This window comes from Autumnicola edwardsiae, assembly GCF_031846505.1.
GTDB lineage: Bacteria > Bacteroidota > Bacteroidia > Flavobacteriales > Flavobacteriaceae > Autumnicola > Autumnicola edwardsiae.
This window is the reverse complement of record NZ_JAVRHP010000021.1, coordinates 14,461-31,853: the sequence shown is the minus strand read 5'-3', so window position 1 is coordinate 31,853 and position 17,393 is coordinate 14,461. Positions and strand designations below refer to the sequence as shown.

The 17,393-nt window shown below is 39.0% G+C and carries 14 protein-coding genes; 3 read left to right on the top strand and 11 right to left on the bottom strand.

Annotated elements, in window-relative coordinates:
- Nucleotides 1–238 precede the first annotated feature (238 nt).
- Entirely contained in the window at nt 239–598 is a 360-nt protein-coding gene (locus RM529_RS06040; protein ID WP_311483856.1) for a hypothetical protein, read from the top strand.
- A gap of 115 nt (nt 599–713) precedes the next feature.
- Nucleotides 714–2,177 carry an aldehyde dehydrogenase family protein gene (locus RM529_RS06035; RefSeq protein WP_311483855.1) on the top strand — a complete coding sequence of 488 codons (1,464 nt, stop codon included), beginning with the start codon at nt 714–716 and terminating at the stop codon, nt 2,175–2,177.
- A gap of 40 nt (nt 2,178–2,217) precedes the next feature.
- Here RM529_RS06035 and RM529_RS06030 read toward each other — a convergent pair whose 3' ends face one another.
- Genes RM529_RS06030 through RM529_RS06020 form a run of 3 tightly spaced genes read right to left on the bottom strand, consistent with a single transcriptional unit; the run spans nt 2,218 to nt 4,301 of the window.
- The gene (locus RM529_RS06030; RefSeq protein ID WP_311483854.1) at nt 2,218–3,198 is read right to left on the bottom strand and encodes a YpdA family putative bacillithiol disulfide reductase; all 981 of its coding nucleotides are present in this window, start codon (nt 3,196–3,198) and stop codon (nt 2,218–2,220) included.
- Nucleotides 3,185–3,847: a ribulose-phosphate 3-epimerase gene (gene rpe, locus RM529_RS06025; protein ID WP_311483853.1), complete on the bottom strand. Its 663-nt coding sequence runs from the start codon at nt 3,845–3,847 to the stop codon at nt 3,185–3,187. Before rpe ends, RM529_RS06030 begins: the two co-directional genes overlap by 14 nt.
- A 43-nt stretch (nt 3,848–3,890) precedes the next feature.
- Nucleotides 3,891–4,301 (bottom strand): BLUF domain-containing protein, encoded by a 411-nt coding sequence (locus tag RM529_RS06020; RefSeq protein WP_311483852.1) that lies wholly within the window; start codon nt 4,299–4,301, stop codon nt 3,891–3,893.
- Between the two features lie 358 nt (nt 4,302–4,659).
- Between RM529_RS06020 and RM529_RS06015 the strand changes: the two genes are divergently transcribed.
- Entirely contained in the window at nt 4,660–5,565 is a 906-nt protein-coding gene (locus RM529_RS06015; RefSeq protein ID WP_311483851.1) for an IS982 family transposase, read from the top strand.
- A 135-nt stretch (nt 5,566–5,700) separates the two neighbouring features.
- Here the strand turns inward: RM529_RS06015 and RM529_RS06010 are convergent, their stop codons facing one another.
- From RM529_RS06010 to tamL, 8 genes are all read right to left on the bottom strand, one after another.
- Nucleotides 5,701–7,134 carry a phytoene desaturase family protein gene (locus RM529_RS06010; protein WP_311483850.1) on the bottom strand — a complete coding sequence of 478 codons (1,434 nt, stop codon included), beginning with the start codon at nt 7,132–7,134 and terminating at the stop codon, nt 5,701–5,703.
- The gene (locus RM529_RS06005; RefSeq protein ID WP_311483849.1) at nt 7,134–8,000 is read right to left on the bottom strand and encodes an SDR family oxidoreductase; all 867 of its coding nucleotides are present in this window, start codon (nt 7,998–8,000) and stop codon (nt 7,134–7,136) included. Before RM529_RS06005 ends, RM529_RS06010 begins: the two co-directional genes overlap by 1 nt.
- Before the next feature lie 221 nt (nt 8,001–8,221).
- On the bottom strand, nt 8,222–9,085 hold the full coding sequence (locus tag RM529_RS06000) for a sigma-70 family RNA polymerase sigma factor (RefSeq protein WP_011708302.1): 864 nt from the start codon (nt 9,083–9,085) through the stop codon (nt 8,222–8,224).
- Nucleotides 9,086–9,910: 825 nt separating this feature from the next.
- Nucleotides 9,911–12,148 carry a polyribonucleotide nucleotidyltransferase gene (locus RM529_RS05995; RefSeq protein ID WP_311483848.1) on the bottom strand — a complete coding sequence of 746 codons (2,238 nt, stop codon included), beginning with the start codon at nt 12,146–12,148 and terminating at the stop codon, nt 9,911–9,913.
- Between the two features lie 218 nt (nt 12,149–12,366).
- Nucleotides 12,367–12,636 (bottom strand): 30S ribosomal protein S15, encoded by a 270-nt coding sequence (rpsO, locus tag RM529_RS05990; protein WP_311483847.1) that lies wholly within the window; start codon nt 12,634–12,636, stop codon nt 12,367–12,369.
- Between the two features lie 102 nt (nt 12,637–12,738).
- The gene (gene accD / locus RM529_RS05985) at nt 12,739–13,596 is read right to left on the bottom strand and encodes an acetyl-CoA carboxylase, carboxyltransferase subunit beta (RefSeq protein WP_311483846.1); all 858 of its coding nucleotides are present in this window, start codon (nt 13,594–13,596) and stop codon (nt 12,739–12,741) included.
- Between the two features lie 111 nt (nt 13,597–13,707).
- Complete coding sequence (gene fbaA, locus RM529_RS05980; RefSeq protein WP_311483845.1) at nt 13,708–14,775, bottom strand: class II fructose-bisphosphate aldolase; 1,068 nt, start codon at nt 14,773–14,775, stop codon at nt 13,708–13,710.
- 44 nt (nt 14,776–14,819) lie between these two features.
- On the bottom strand, nt 14,820–17,390 hold the full coding sequence (tamL, locus tag RM529_RS05975) for a translocation and assembly module lipoprotein TamL (RefSeq protein ID WP_311483844.1): 2,571 nt from the start codon (nt 17,388–17,390) through the stop codon (nt 14,820–14,822).
- Between the last annotated feature and the right edge of the window lie 3 nt (nt 17,391–17,393).

The window sequence follows — 17,393 nt, the reverse complement described above, 5'->3', positions numbered from 1 at the left end:
CCGTATCCGAAAGTATATTGTGAATTTTATAATGACACTATCTTCAATAAAAGAATATCTTATTTTGGGTTATCTGATTTTAAACTGAATTAAGTAATTGGGAATTAACATTTTATATCTGGATAAATTTAAGAGTTAGTTTACATTTTTACATAAATTAGTGAATGTTATTTTGAGGTTTCAGCTATCATTCTAAGTGTTATTCAATGTTTACTTAATATTTTAACAATTATATTCTATGGTTTCTTATATTAAAACAGAGGAGATTAAAGCCTCACTGCAAGCTTTGGTAGAACAGCGTGTAAAAGATTGCGCTGTTGGAAAGGATCTTTCTCAGGATGTCGTGGAGCTCATTAAACATAATTTTCTTGCGAAATTCGTACACTACAACAAGGAGAAGAGAGTATTGGAAGTGGGGATTAACCGGTCTTCTCCGGCTTCTATCTATCCCAACATTATAGTACACGCTATTCCAGAGGATAAAGTGGCCGAGTGGCTGGAGGATTCTTACACAAGCAGGAAATGCGATCTGGAATTTTACGGTAAAATTTTAAGTAGAGGTAAATCCTCTACCGACTCAGAAGTAGTGCTTATGTAAAATTGATACGGGTCTTCAGAAGAAAAGACTTTTGACAATGTTTCTAAATTCATCCTTTTTTATAGGTTTCTTAACGGCCATTCCCTTCTCATTTCCATAATTTCAGAAAAAAAATATGGAAAAGTACACAAATTTAAATCAGCAATTTATTGGTGGAACCTGGCGGGACGGGAATGATGATTCCACTATCCAAAACATCAACCCTTACGATAATTCTGAAATTAATAAAATTACCGGGGCAAATGCAGAAGATGTAGATGATGCACATGCTGCGGCAAAAAAAGCCGCAGAGGAATGGGGGAAAACCCTTCCGCAGGAAAGGGCAGAAATTATTCAAAAAGCAGTGCAGATCCTTACCCAACGCAAAGAAGAAATTGTAGAATGGCTTATAAAAGAAGCCGGAAGTACACGAATAAAGGCAGAGAGGGAAATCTTAATTACCCTTGGTATCATGAAAGAAGCTGCATCTTTCCCCACAAGGATGCACGGCTTTATTTTCGACTCTATTACTCCGGGAAAAGAAAGTAGGGCGTATAGAAAACCTTTAGGTGTAATAGGGATAATAAGCCCCTGGAATTTTCCTTTAAATCTTTCTATGCGTTCCATAGCGCCTGCTTTGGCCACGGGGAATGCTATTGTTTTAAAGCCATCTTCAGATACACCGGTAACAGGCGCGATCCTGCCGGCTAAAATCTTTGAAGAAGCTGGCCTTCCAAAGGGCGTTTTTAATGTGGTAATTGGGAAAGGCTCTTCAATAGGAGATCATTTTGTTTCACATCCCGATTCTAAACTTATTTCCTTTACCGGGTCTACTCCTGTAGGAAGAAATATAGGGAAACTAGCTGGAGAAGCGGTCAAGAAAACCTCCTTGGAACTTGGAGGTAACAATGTTTTTGTTGTTCTGGATGATGCCCATATAGAGAATGCTGTAGATGCAGCGGTATTTGGCAAATTTATGCATCAGGGGCAGATTTGTATGTCCATAAACCGCATAATTGTAGATGAAAAAGTTGCAGATGAGTTTGTAGAGAAATTTGTAGAGAAGACCAAACAGCTAAAGTTTGGTGATCCTTCAGACAAAGAAACTACTGTGGGTCCTTTAATAGATCACGATCAGGTAGAGAGAATTCTAAAAGATATCAACGACAGTACCAGCGATGGGGCGATCCTCAGGATTGGAGGTAAGGCTAAAGATAATGTGCTGGAGCCTACGATTTTGGATAATGTAAGAGATGAGATGCCAATAGCCGATAATGAGATTTTTGGACCTGTGGCACCTATTATAAGAGTTTCTTCTGAAGAGGAGGCACTTAAAATAGCCAATTCTAAAGAACATGGGCTAAGCGGTGCCGTATTTACGCAAAATGTTGAACGCGGAGTCGCTTTTGCCAGAAAAGTAGAAACCGGAATGATCCATGTGAACGATCAAACGGTAAATGACGAACCAAATGCTCCTTTTGGTGGCGAAAAAGGCTCCGGAATAGGTCGTTTTAATGGTGATTTTGTTTTGGAAGAATTTACAACCCTACAATGGGTGACCGTACAGCACAAACCAAGGGATTTTGGTCCTTTTGCCTGATAATTGCCAAATTTTAGGCATCACCTTTATTGGGTGATGCCTAACTTTTTGAAACAATATTCTCGAGGATCATTTTTGCGTGAACCCTGGAATTTTCAATAAACCACTTGTGGGTGTCTACACCACCGCAAACTACACCGGCCAGATATATGTTGGAAACATTGGTTTCCATAGTATGTGGGTCGTAATTTGGTATTTTTTTACCATCATCAGATAATTTGATGCCCATCTTCTGAAGAAAATCAAAATTAGGACGGTAACCGGTCATTAAAAGAACAAAGTCATTCTCAATAATTTCCGTTCCTTGCGGCGTTTCAATAGCCACTTCATTTTCCATTATTTCAGTTAGTTTAGCGTTAAAATGTGCTTTAATGCTACCTTCATTTATACGATTGTCAATATCTGGTCGCACCCAATATTTTACTCTTCTTCCAATTTCAGGCTTCCTTACGATCATCGTCACGTCCCCACCTTTTCGGTAAATTTCCAGTGCAGCATCTACAGCAGAATTACTGGCTCCCACAACCACGGTTTTTCGGGTAGCGTAGTAGTGTGGATCTCCATAGTAGTGGAAGACTTTGGGCAAATCCTCTCCAGGAATATTTATATAATTCGGAATATCATAAAAGCCCGTAGCCACAATCACATTTCGGGTAAAATAAGAAGCTTTTTCAGTTTCTACAAAAATCTGCTTATCCTCTTTTTTTTCTACGGAAGTTACTTTTTCAAAAAGGTTAATGTTTAATTGATTTGAAGTAGCAATCCTCCGGTAGTATTCCAATGCTTCTGCTTTCCTGGGCTTCGGGTTGTTGCTTATAAAAGGAATATCATCAAGCTCCAGCTTTTCTGAAGTAGAAAAGAAGGTCATGTTTGTTGGATAATTATACAGGGAATTAACCAGACATCCTTTTTCCAGGATCACATAGGAGAGGTTCTTTTTCTCGGCTTCCAGTCCGCAGGCTATACCAATTGGGCCGCCTCCAATAATTACAATGTCGTAAGGTTTATCAGGAATTTGCAAGTTGTCTTAGATTTTGAATGGTTTCAATCTGATTTTCTGCTTTAAAAACAAAACTTCCTGCCACCAATACATCGGCACCGGCCTTGCAAAGTTGAGCAGCATTTTTATCGGAAACACCTCCGTCAATTTCTATAAGTGTATCAGAATTGCTGTTCACAATAAGCTCTTTCAGCTGGCTGATCTTTTTATAGGTGTTTTCGATAAAGCTTTGTCCTCCAAAACCTGGATTTACGCTCATTACAAGAACTAAGTCGATATCGTTTATGACATCTTTTAGTAAGTCTACATTTGTATGTGGATTTATCGCTACACCGGCTTTCATACCTTCCGCTTTTATAACCTGAAGCGTTCTGTGCAGGTGCGTACAAGCTTCAAAGTGCACAGTAAGGTAATCGGCTCCCAGATTGGAAAATTCCTTGATGTACCTATCAGGATCAATGATCATTAGATGCACATCAATAGTTTTTTTAGCATGTTTTTTAATGGCTTCCAGAACCGGCATTCCGTAGGAAATATTCGGAACAAAAACCCCGTCCATGATATCAATATGAAACCAGTCTGCCTCACTCAAATTTACCATTTCTATATCCCGCTGAAGGTTGCCGAAATCGGCAGCAAGAAGAGAGGGGGCAATAAGTTTCTTTGTCATAGGTGTGCTGTTGTAAATGTGCACAAAAATAGCAAGATAAAATTTATTTTATACCTTCTGTAAAGTTTTTTAAGATGTACTTTACAGAACTTTGTATGGCAGGATTTAAATTGTCGATCTGGGTAAGGTAGGAATCCATTTCTGTAAAATTATCCCTATTATCCAATGAAATGAATTCGGCTTCGTAACCGTCAAATTTTACGATGGGTATACTCTTTTGAAAAATAGTTATCACATCTTTATGACGTTCGTCAGCCTTTATTCTGCTAAAAAGACTTTTCAATAATTGTTCGTCGCCCTCCAGGACCTGAAAAAAATTGCCTCGCGAATACAAAAGTATACCAGTAATATTATTGTCGTTATTCCAATTCTTACTGAAATCCAGAGCTTTGTGGATTTCATATTCTAAAAGTGCCGGATTGGCGGTGCTTACATAGCTAATAGCATATCTCATATGACTGAATTGTTAAATCTCACAGGCAGGTTCTTATCCCTCGTCCTCTGGTTGATATATTAATTTTTTACAAGTTCAATTCGGAAACAAAAATATGGAATTTTAAGAATTGTTCAAAGATGTATAATAATTAATGATAATATGGAGTCCATAAATATATCCACATTACTTTTCGTCCTAAACTCTTACATAATAGTTACTCCCTTTGTTCATGGGGAGTCTGGCTTAATGACTAATGTTGGCAAGTTCTTAATAACCTGAGTTCGACGTAAGAAAAGTGCTTTTTTAGCATGAAAAAAGCAGAAATATAGTTATATTTAAGTAGCTGAATACCAAAATATTAACTCAATTTCTGCTTATGATTTCTACGAATAAAATTACTGAAATTTTCTGTTCTATCGATGACTTTTGTAAAGTTTTTGAACCTGCACTGAAACAAAGAACACTTACCAGGGGAGAAAACAAGCGAAATCGAACTTTTAAGATGTCTACAAGTGAAATATTAACTATCACTGTTCTGTTTCACCTGAGTGGTCATCGCACCTTTAAGCATTTCTATTTATATTATGTACAAGAACATTTACAAAAAGAATTTCCGGATACAGTCTCTTATAACCGCTTTGTAGAATTGATGCAGGCCAATATGCTTCCACTTACTCTTTACATGAAAACATGCTGCCTGGGAGAATGCACCGGAATCTCATTTGTAGATTCCACTCCCATACGAGCTTGTAAGAATAAGCGGATAAAGAATAATAAAGTATTCAAAGATATTGCCACCACTGGCAGATCCACCATGGGATGGTTCTATGGGTTTAAGCTCCATATCGCTGTAAATGATAAAGGGGAACTCCTGGATTTCATAATCACCCAGGCCAATGTGGATGACCGAACACCCATCAAACAAGATAATTTTCTAAAGAAAGTTTTTGGTAGCCTGTATGCAGATAAAGGATACCTTTCTAAAGAATTGACTGCACTACTATTCGATCAGGGACTTCATTTAGTGACAGGAATAAGAAATAATATGAAAAATGTGCTGATGACCATGAGAGATAAAATCCTATTACGAAAGCGATCTGTCATAGAAACCATCAACGATCAGCTCAAAAATATCTGCCAAGCTGAACATTCAAGACATAGAAGTTTTGGTAATTTTATAAATAATCTTGTAGCGAGCCTTATAGCATATTCCTTTCAGAAAAAGAAACCAGCTATTAAATTTGAAACTCAAACAACCAATCAAATGACCCTTTTCTACTAATCCTTAGATCGAACTGAGGTTAATAGGTGGAGGGATTATGACGCAAAATTTAAGCCTAGTCATTTAAAAAATCTTTTCTAAACTTAATGTCGGGATGTTATTTAACTGTTTTCTTGACTTCTGAACTCTATTATGTTATTTCAAGTCCTCAAAATGATCCTTTAAAACCTTTTTTGCTGCGCTGTATCCGCACATTCCGTGTACTCCACCGCCAGGAGGGGTTGAGGAAGAACAGATGTAAACCTTGGGATTGGGCGTGGAATAGGGGGAAATTTGTGTTATAGGTCTCGTGAAGAGTTGAGTAATATCTTGTTTTCCGCCATTAATATCACCGCCAATAATATTGGGGTTAAAAACCTCCAGTTGCTGCGTATTCATAGTTGTTTTAGCAAGGATGCAGTCCTTAAATCCCGGAGCTGCCTTTTCAATCTGATCTTCTATTTGCTGCGTAAAATCTGCAGTGCTTCCATTTTGAACGTGGCAATAAGCCCAGGCTGTGTGCTTGTTATCTGGTGCCCGTGTATCGTCAAAAATGGAATGTTGGGCAAGAAGAACATAAGGAGCGTCACTTACTCGGTTGTTATGAATGGAATTTTCAGATTCTTCCATTTCTGCTTTAGAAAAACCAAGATGTACGGTTCCCGACTTCCGGCATTTCTCATTTGTAAAAGGGATTGGTTCACTTAAAGCCCAATCGACTTTAAAGACTCCGGCGCCATACTTGTAATTTCCCATTCTTTTGCGGTACAGCGAAGGGAAATCTGTCCCTTTCAGTTTTAGTAATTGTTTTGGAGTCAGGTCAAAAAGATATGCTTTTGCTTCCGGAAGTTCGTTAACATCTTCCACCTTTCTATTCAGAAAAAGCTCACCTCCTAAAGATTTGTAATAGGAGAGGAGTGCTTCAACAAATTTTCCTGCGCCACCTTTTGGAAATGGCCAGCCGTATTTATGAGCCATGGTGCTTAATACAAGTCCAAAAGAAGCTGAAGCAATCGCCTGTAAAGGTAAAGTGGAATGTGCAGCAGAGCCATAAAAGAAGACCTTGCTTTTTTCTTCTTTAAAATAATGGTTCACCAACATTTTTGCAGATGGCAATGCTTTAAATCCAAACTTCAAAAGTTCTATAGGATGTTCCGGCCAGGACAGCGGACCAAGGAGGTTGTTTTCTATCTGTGACCATTTTTCTACAATTGGTTTAAAAAGTTGCTTATAAGCTTTTTCATCTTTGTATAGTTGTGCTGCTGTCCTGTCTATATCTTCAAAACAGGCAAGCGCCGTACCATCGGCAAAAGGGTGCGAGTACGGAATGTCAGGATAAATCCATTCCAGTCCGTGCTTTTCCAGGGGTAAATTCCTGAAAAATGGAGAGGCGACACCCATTGGTAAAATTGCAGAGCCAATATCGTGTTTAAAGCCAGGTAGTGTGACTTCCTCTGTCCTGGTGGAACCTCCCGGGGAAGATGCTTGTTCAAAAATGGCAGTTTTCAAACCTTTTTGCTGAAGATGAATAGCCGCAGCCAATCCATTAGATCCACTCCCTGTTATTATTGCATCATACTGTTCAGACATTAAGGTAATTGATTTTTATCTAGATTAGCTAAATATTCTTTGAAGGTGATATCTCCGTTTTTTTCGCCGATCATATCAGTGGTAGTAACATATTTAAAGTAGTCCAGTTTCTCATGAATATCTTCGAAAAAATTGGGCAATTTTAAACCTATATCAGCCAGCACTTCCGGTACCTTTACCACCCGTCCACCTATAGTGTCCTGGATCATTTCTGCCATTTCCAGGCGGGTATGGATTTTTGGACCACCTACCTCGATCACTTCAGGCCCTTCATCTGCATAACCGCAAATAACCTTAGCAAGATCTGCATGGTGTATACTGTTTGTTTTGGCGCTTCCATCTCCAATTATAGGTATAACCTTTCTCTTGGCCATTATCATCAAGTCATTAAGGCCGGAAAAGAATCCCACAGGACGTATAATCGTATAATCAAAACCCGAGCCGTGCAGCGCCTGTTCAAGTAATTTATGTGAGCGTGCTACAGCAAAATCTTTCTCTACATCGGCTCCTTTTATAGAAGTATAAACGAACCTTTTTACGCCATTTTTCTCGGCATCACGCAGAATATTTCGGTTGGATTCAAAATCAATCTTATAAAAGGATTTTTCATTGGGAGTAAAGAGGCTTACACTGTTTCCCAAAGCCGAAATCACGGTATCCACACCTTCTGTAATATTAGCAACTTCCTCGCTGTTGCTTGCATCGGCTTTCCAAATATCGTTAGTGTAAGGAATTAGTTTTTCTTTCCCCTCGTCAGATTTTGTGAGGGCGCGAACAGGCCGCCCCTGTGCATTTAAGAGTTTCACTATCTCCAGTCCCAAAGAGCCAGATGCTCCTGCGACCAAAACTTTTTGCTGCTTTTCCACAATATTTTTTTAGATAATTTACGTACAATAAAGTAAATAGTAGAAGCTGGTAGAGTAGATTAACAAAAGTTTAGTTTCTGTAAAAGTATGTGATACGGCTGAACCGGTAGAAACAATAAAACCCCGGTCATCACTCCGGGGTCATTCATCAATCAAAAAACGAACAGTTATTTCTGCTGCGGTCATCACTCCGCAGCTAAACTGTTGTCATCTTAAATATTTTATCCTAAGTAAGTTTTCAAAATCTTACTTCTGGAAGTATGCTTCAATCTTCTAATAGCTTTTTCTTTAATCTGTCTAACTCTCTCACGTGTTAAATCAAAAGTCTCGCCAATTTCTTCAAGCGTCATAGGATGTTGGTCTCCCAATCCAAAATAAAGACGAATTACATCAGCCTCACGCGGAGTCAATGTTTCCAAAGCACGCTCAATTTCAGTTCTAAGCGACTCATGTAGTAATTCTTTGTCAGGATTTGGAGATTCACCAGAACGTAATACATCGTAAAGGTTAGAATCCTCCCCTTCAACCAAAGGCGCATCCATAGAGACGTGACGCCCGGAATTCTTCATGGATTCCTTAACATCATTAATCGTCATGTCCAGTTCCTTGGCGATCTCTTCAGCACTAGGTGGGCGCTCGTGAGACTGCTCCAGGAAAGCAAAGGTTTTGTTGATCTTGTTAATAGATCCAATCTTGTTTAGCGGCAAACGCACAATACGCGACTGCTCGGCCAAAGCCTGTAGAATGGACTGGCGAATCCACCATACAGCGTAGGAAATAAACTTAAAACCACGGGTTTCATCAAAACGTTTAGCAGCTTTAATAAGGCCTAAATTCCCTTCGTTAATTAAATCGGGAAGTGTTAAACCTTGATTTTGATATTGTTTTGCCACCGAAACCACAAAACGTAAATTCGCTTTGGTCAGTTTTTCCAAAGCACGGTCATCACCCGCTTTAATTCGCTGAGCCAATTCTACCTCTTCGTCGGCAGTAATTAAATCAACCTTACCAATTTCTTGCAAATACTTATCCAGCGAAGCAGTTTCACGGTTAGTAACCTGCTTCGTAATCTTAAGTTGTCTCATCTATCTTCTCCTTGGATTTATAATGTGAATAGCTCTTGTATTAGTTTATACGTAAAGAGTAGTCGGAATGTTACAAAAAACCTTAATTATTTTTATTTGGGCGTTGCCCTACGGGCCGGGCTTTCCGCTGCAAGTCCGCGCTCCTTCCAGTCGCTGCGGGCTTTCTGCTGCAATCCCTAACGCAAATTAAAATAAAAATGAAGTCGTATGTTGACCAATAGAAGGTCGATAATTGCCATTTTTCGGCATTGTTAAATTCTGTTTATAGTTTATAGTTGGTGGCAGATTTTGGAATGTGAAGTTGTGAAATTGTGAGTTCAGTTTTCAGAAGCAGGTTGAAAATTGTTATTTTTCAGTCCTCATTAAAATCTGTTTCCTGCAGCACAGCGGTCTTTAATTTTTTTCTGATCAAATAAGTTCGTTTAGGCCGATTATTGCCATTTTAGAGTCACCATTTAGAATTTGAAATTCAACATTCAGAATAATTTTAATTTTATTTTGCTTACTGTTTCCTGTAGCGAAGCGGTCTAGAATCCTTTTTTTGCCAATTAAGATCGTGCAGGTCGATAATTGCCATTTTAGAGCCTCATTCAAACTTCAGAATTCAAAATTCAAAATAATTTTATTTTTATCCTGTTTCTTGTTTCCTGGAGCGTAGCGGTCTTTAGTCTTTTTGAGAAATAATTGTCATTTTATAAGCTCCACTCAAATTCAACCTTGAACATTCAACATTCAACATTCAACATTCAACATTTCACAGGGTTTTAAAATAAAAATGCCCCTGAATTTCTTCAGAGGCATTTATTATATAAGCTTCAGAAGAAATTAATCGTCTTTTCTGCGATCTCTTCCACGGTCGTTTCTTCCACCACCACGGTTGTCTCTTGAGCCTCTGTTGTCACGACCTCTGTCATTGCGGTCGTTATCTCTTGGAGGTCTTGCCTGGTATCCTTCAGGTTTGTCAAGTAAAGCTTTACGCGATACTTTTTCCTTACGGGTCTTAGGATCAACTCCAAAATATTTAACGTCTATCACATCGCCAAGATTTACAACATCTGTTACATTGTCTGTACGTTCCCACGCCAATTCAGAAATATGTAATAATACTTCGTTACCCGGAGCATCAATATATTCTACAACTGCACCAAAATCAAGGACTTTTATCACTTTTACTTCGTAAACGCTTCCTTTTTCAGGCTTAAATAAGATAGAGTCTATTTTTGCAAGTACTTTATCTATTCCTTCCTGGTTGGTACCAAGAATTTCAACAACTCCCTGCTCGTCTACTTCGTTAATCACAATCTCGGTTCCTGTAGATTTCTGAAGTTCCTGAATAACTTTTCCTCCAGGCCCAATAAGTGCTCCAATAAATTCACCAGGTATAGTTCTGGCAATAATTTTTGGGGCATGAGCTTTTACATTCTCGTTTGGTTGAGAAATACTTTCAGATAATTTATTAAGGATATGTAATCTTCCGTCCCTTGCTTGTTTTAAAGCTTTTACCAAAATCTCATAAGAAAGTCCTTTAACTTTAATATCCATCTGGCAGGCGGTAATTCCATCTTCGGTACCCGTTACTTTAAAGTCCATATCGCCTAAAGCATCCTCATCTCCTAAGATATCAGAAAGTACCGCGTAGTCATTTCCCTGGGAAATTAATCCCATTGCGATTCCTGAAACCGGCTTTTTCAGATTGATTCCGGCGTCCATAAGTGCCATTGTACCAGCACAAACAGTTGCCATAGAAGAAGAACCGTTAGATTCTAAAACTTCAGAAACTACTCTTACCGTGTAAGGGCAGTCTGCGGGGATCATGTTTTTAAGCGCACGTTGTGCCAGGTTACCGTGTCCTATTTCCCTTCTTGAAGTTCCTCTTAAAGGATAGGCTTCTCCTGTGGAAAAAGGAGGGAAGTTATAGTGAAGGTAAAAAGTTTCTTCTCCCTGGTGTGTTGGAAGGTCTACCTGGTTTGCTTCTCTTGAAGTTCCCAAAGTTACTGTTGCCAGCGCCTGGGTTTCTCCCCTTGTGAAAATAGCCGAACCATGTGTGGAAGGTAAATAATCTACTTCTGTCCAGATTGGACGAATTTCGTCAGTTTTTCTACCATCTAAACGTATTCCTTCTTTTAAGGTTAAATCCCGGATAGCGGCTTTATGAGTCGCTTTGTAGTATTTAGAAATAAGAGCTCCGTTTTCTTCCTGTTCTTCTTCAGAAAATAGTGCTTTTACTTCTTCTTTTATTTCTGAAAATGCAGCGCTACGGTCGTGTTTAGCCTTAGCTGCTTTGGCAGTATCATAAATTTTCTGGTATGCTGCATCGTGAACTTTCTGCTGAATACTTTCGTCTTCTCTTGCAGTTTCGTATTCACGTGTTGCTTTCTTTCCGAAAGCTTCAGCCAGTTTCACCTGTGCCTCAACCTGAATTTTGATAGCTTCGTGAGCAAATTTAATAGCTTCTGCCATTTCTTCTTCGCTGCACTCCTTCATTTCACCTTCTACCATCATTACGGAATCTGCAGAAGCACCAACAATCATATCGATGTCTGATTCTGCCAATTGTGAGCGGCTTGGGTTAATAACAAATTCGCCGTTGATACGGGCAACTCTTGCTTCAGAAATAGGTGTTTCAAAAGGAATATCAGATAACTGGATAGCGGCAGATGCAGCTAAACCGGCCAAAGCATCTGGCATCACCTCTTCATCATGAGACATTAGCTGAATCATCACCTGGGTCTCAAATTTATAATCTGAAGGGAATAAAGGTCTTAAAACCCTGTCTACTAATCTCATTACCAGAATTTCTTCTGTACTTGGTCGTGCTTCCCTTTTGAAGAAACCACCAGGATAACGTCCTGCGGCTGCGAATTTTTCACGATAATCTAATGTAAGCGGGAAAAAATCCATAGTTGTTGGTGTGTGGGAAGATACGACAGTACAAAGAAGTACTGCATTTCCCATTCTTAGCTCAACCGACCCGTGGGCCTGCTTTGCTAATTTTCCGGTTTCGAGAGAGATGGTCCTGCCGTCTCCTAATTCGATAACCTCTTTAAATGTTTGTGGAATCATAATGTTTTTTGAATTCTAAGCCGGAACAATTCCGGATATTTTGTTAAACAATGGTCTCCGCCATTACCGGACGGCCGGTGTGTGTTGTTGTGTGTGAAGTAAGATAGACCAATGAAAAACTACCTCTCGACAATGTGCGAGGTGACAATTTTTAAATTTAAAAGCAAATCGCTTACCTTTAAAGATATAAAAAAGGGGGCAGAAAGCCCCCTTGAAATTTATTTTCTTAATCCTAATTCTTTAATGATGGCACGGTATCTCATGATATCTTTCTTCATTAAATAATCAAGTAGACTTCTTCTTTTACCCACCAGCATAACCAGTGAACGTTCTGAATTATAATCTTTACGATTTTTCTTCAGGTGCTCAGAAAGGTGAGCAATTCTGTAAGTGAACAATGCAATCTGACCTTCTGCAGAACCCGTGTCATTTTTATTCTGACCGTGTTTTTCGAAGATTTCTTCTTTACTCTCTTTGCTTAAATACATTCCAATATTAATTTTAATGATTTTTATGTATTGGTAGTTTTTCTACCAGGCGGCAAATATACTACTTTCTAAAATAAAACCTACATAGGGTGATATTTTATTTTATGCTCTTACCGGTTGGTTACCAATTAAATCCAGATAAAGGTTTACCTGGTTTTTAAGTTCCGAACGTTTTACTATAAAATCAAGGAAACCATGTTCCTTCAGGAATTCTGCAGTCTGGAAATCTTTTGGAAGATCTTTACCTGTAGTGTCTTTTACCACTCTTGGTCCTGCAAAACCAATTAATGCGCCCGGCTCAGAAATATTAATATCTCCCAACATTGCGAAGGAGGCGGTTGTTCCACCTGTGGTAGGATCGGTCGCAAGGGAGATATACGGGATTTTTGCATCTGCAAGCTGGGCCAGCCTTACAGAAGTTTTGGCCATTTGCATTAAAGATAATGCAGCTTCCATCATCCTGGCCCCTCCCGATTTTGAAATCAACATAAAAGGAATTCTGTTCTTTAAAGAATATTCTGCAGCGCGGGCAATTTTTTCCCCAACCACAGATCCCATTGATCCTCCTATGAATTGAAAGTCCATACAGGCAATCACGAGGTCCTTACCTTTAGATTTCCCTACAGCAGTTCGTATGGCATCTTTAAGACCGGTTTTATCCTGAGCGGCTTTTAACCTGTCAGTATATTTCTTGGTATCTGTAAATTCTAAAGGATCCTTGGAAGTTATGTTCTTGTCCAGTTCTTCATATTCATTGTCATCAAAAAGGATCTTAAAGTATTCGTTGCTTCCAATCCTTACATGATAGCCATCTTCCGGACTCACATAAAAATTGCTTTCCAGTTGCTCTGCATCTACTATTTTTCCAGTAGGTGACTTGTACCATAAACCTTTGGGTACATCTTTCTTCTCTTCTGTGGGGGTTTGAATCCCTTTTTGCGTTCTCTTAAACCAGGCCATAGTAATTAATTAATTTTTAATTCTCCGGAACTGCATCCATCAACCGGAAAAAATTAATAAAAAAATAGCTGAAGCAATAAAAATTACTTCAGCTATTCTATGAAAATTCAGTTACAAAGTATTTACGTTGTTCAGGTCTTCGAAGGCTTTTTTAAGGCGGGCCTTAAAAGTAACCTCTCCTTCGCGAACCCATTTTCTTGGATCATAATGCTTCTTGTTTGGTACATCAGCTCCTTCAGGATTGCCAATTTGTGCAGAAAGATAATCTTTTTTGCTGCCCATATAATCGCGAATTCCTTCAAGATAAGCGTATTGAAGGTCAGTATCTATATTCATCTTAATAACACCATAGCCAATTCCTTCACGAATTTCTTCAACAGTAGAACCACTTCCACCATGGAATACAAAATCGATATGATTTTCTTTCAGGCCGTATTTTTTAGTTACAAATTCCTGGGAATTCTTAAGGATAATTGGGGTAAGTTTTACATTTCCTGGTTTGTAAACACCGTGTACATTTCCAAAAGCGGCTGCAATAGTAAACTGCTCACTTACTTTACTTAATTCTTCGTAGGCATATGCTACTTCTTCAGGTTGCGTGTATAATTTTGAAGAGTCGATATCTGTATTATCCACACCATCTTCTTCGCCTCCGGTTACACCAAGTTCAATTTCCAGGGTCATTCCCATTTTACTCATTCTCTCCAGATACTTTTTACAAAGCTCAATGTTTTCTTCAATCGGCTCTTCAGAAAGATCGATCATGTGAGAGCTGTAAAGAGGTTTTCCGAATTGTTCAAAATGTTTTTCACTGGCATCCAACAATCCATCAATCCATGGAAGAAGTTTTTTGGCACAATGATCTGTATGGAGGATCACCGTTGCCCCATAAGCTTCTGCTAAAGCATGTATATGTTGAGCACCTGCAACGCCGCCGGCAATTGCAGCTTTTTCATTTTCGTTAGAAAGACCTTTACCTGCGTTAAATTGAGCCCCGCCATTTGAGAACTGAATAATTACGGGTGAATTTAACTCTGCCGCTGTTTCCATTACGGCATTGGCGCTACTGGAACCAATCACGTTCACAGCAGGAAGAGCGAAGCCCTTTTCCTTTGCATATTTAAAGATTTCCTGTACTTCTTTTCCTGTGGCTACGCCAGGTTTAATGTTATGACTCATAATTTTAGTTAATTAGGCTTACAAAAATAAGAAAATTTGTTGGCTTAGAAAGGATAATTAATTCCCACATTGTAAACGGCATGGTTGAAATTGTATTCCTGAAACCACCGATCTCCTGTAGACCGGGCTGGGTCGTAGGTTTTAAAGCCAACATCAAACCGTAAAACAAAGAAATTAAAATCATATCTCAGGCCTATCCCGCTTCCCACGGCAATATCTTTTAAATCTGAAAACGAGGTGAATGTAGAAGCTTCATCCTCAACAATATCAAGCACGTTCCAAATATTACCAATATCGACAAAAAAGGCGCTGTTGAGTGCACCAAAAAGGTTGTAGCGATATTCCAGGTTTAATGCGAGTTTCATATTGGCCTCATTAAATTCATTACGGCCACCGCTGCTTCCCGGTCCAAGGTCGTAGGCCTGCCATGCACGGTTATCGTTAGGTCCGCCTGCAAAGAAGCTTCTGGTAAAGGGGATACTGTTAGCGTTTCCATAAGGAATAGCAATTCCACCAAAAGCGCGAAAAGCAAAGATATTACCGCTCCCCAGGTCCCAGTGTTTTATGAAATCCAATTCCGGTTTCACGTATTGGGAATAGGCAACTCCCAAAATCTCGTAGTTTCCAGCGGAGTTTTGCTCAAAGCCCGCGACTTCTGAAATTGCATACAGCATATTTCCAGCAGTTTCTATCTTAAACCGAAACCTCGTGAACTCTTCATCGTAGAGGTTTTCTTTTGTGTTCCATAAATAGGTATAATTTGAAGCCAGGATCAAATTGTTCTCGGTCAATCTGTTTTTGCGTTCCCTTATATTAATTACATTCTGTCGCTGGCCGGCAGTAAGGCCGGTCGTAGTGTTATCAGCATTATTAACAGATTCAATAAAATTTTCGGCACCTTGCGGGATAATTAAGCGGCCATTGTTATTTAAATACTCCGGACTTGTAACCACGTTTGCTGATTGCACAATATTATTTAGCTCGCTGTATGAATTTTGATATACGTTGAAGTAATTATCAATATTCAGATTTCTAACGTATTGAAGGTTTACCAGGTCTAGCCTGTTTGTGAGCAAGCGCGAGGGGGTCCACCTGTAATTGAGAATAGAAGAAAGGTTTTGTTTGTCTAGTCCTATATTGTTCTGAGTACTAACTCCCAGGCTAAGAGAGGTAAACGGAGACATATATTTCGGGATAAATTTTTCTGTATCAAAAGGAAAAACAATCCTTGGGAAGGTAAGCTTAAGGTCTGCACCAATTTCTGAAATGTCAAAAAAGCGGTCATCTTCTTTGCTTGCTGCGGCATCTGTGGAAGAACCTATACTTCCCCGTCCTGAAATCTCAAGGTTCTCAGCACCTCTAAAAATGTTCCTTATCAACAGAGAACCTCCAAATCCTATCCCAAACTTCTGGATATTACTTTGGGAGACATCAAAATCGAACCCAAGTGAATATTTGGGCTGGGGTGTTAAAAAAATATTGGCTATTAAATCTGTGTTGGTCGTATCCCCGGGATCTTGAGTGTATTGAATATTAGGATATTTAAAATTTTGAAGTGAATTCAAGCGGTTGTACGTGCGCGTCCTGGCAATGTCACTAAAGGTTCTCCCGGGCCTTATAAAAATAGCATCAATAATGGCTTCAGGTTTATATTCCATTCTATTAAAGCTGTAAATGGTGAAATTATCAACCTGTGCACTATCTGTTACAGGTTCATATCGGTTGGAGTAGGTATAATCTGTAAAAACATTCACCCTGCTTATTTCGTGAACTCTAAAAGGAACGCGATACGTGGAATCTTCATCGGAGGCCTGCCGGTTCGGGATAATTATGGTTGTATTTAACTTATAATCGGTGTTAATAGTATCTGCGTCAAAAGTGATATATTCCTGATCAAAATTATATACTCCGTTATTCCGGAAAAGGCTGGTGAGCCTGTCCCTTTCCGCATTAAAATCCAGGGTGCGATATTGAGTGCCGGGAATAATAAGAGCTTCATCTTCATGCCTTTTATAGATCGAATCGAGCACCCCGGAATCTATATCTGTATTAACCGAATCTACCTTGTAGGGAGTGTTGGTCTCTACATAATATTCTACTTTAGCTCTTTTGTCTTTTTTTTGTGAAGGAATAATCTGGTAATCTGTTTCTACATTAAACCACCCATTGTTCCAGTACCACGATTCAAGTCGGTTTACAGATTTTTGGGTATCTTCCCGGTTAACGATAACAGGAGCTTCTCCTGTTCTTTTGATCCACTGGTTAAATTCTATTCTGGATTTAATATAACTGTCAAGCTGTTTGCGTGAAAGCAGGCTTTCCAGTCTTTCTCTTTTTTGATTATTCTGAAGGAATTTTTCACTTAGAATGCTGTCAATATTGGGTCTGGCAAGGTTGTAAAAGTGCAGTTGTAAAGGAACTCCTAAAAGGCTGGAATTAGGTTTTTGATAAAGCTGATTGTAAATTCTGTTCTCACTGATTCTTTCTCCATTTAAAAAAATATCATTTTTTGTAAGCAACCATTCTTCCGCCTCCACGCGTTTTACGGCATTACAGGAAACAAACAAAAGGAGAGTTAGTAAAAATAATGATATTTTTGCGAGGATACGTTTCAAATG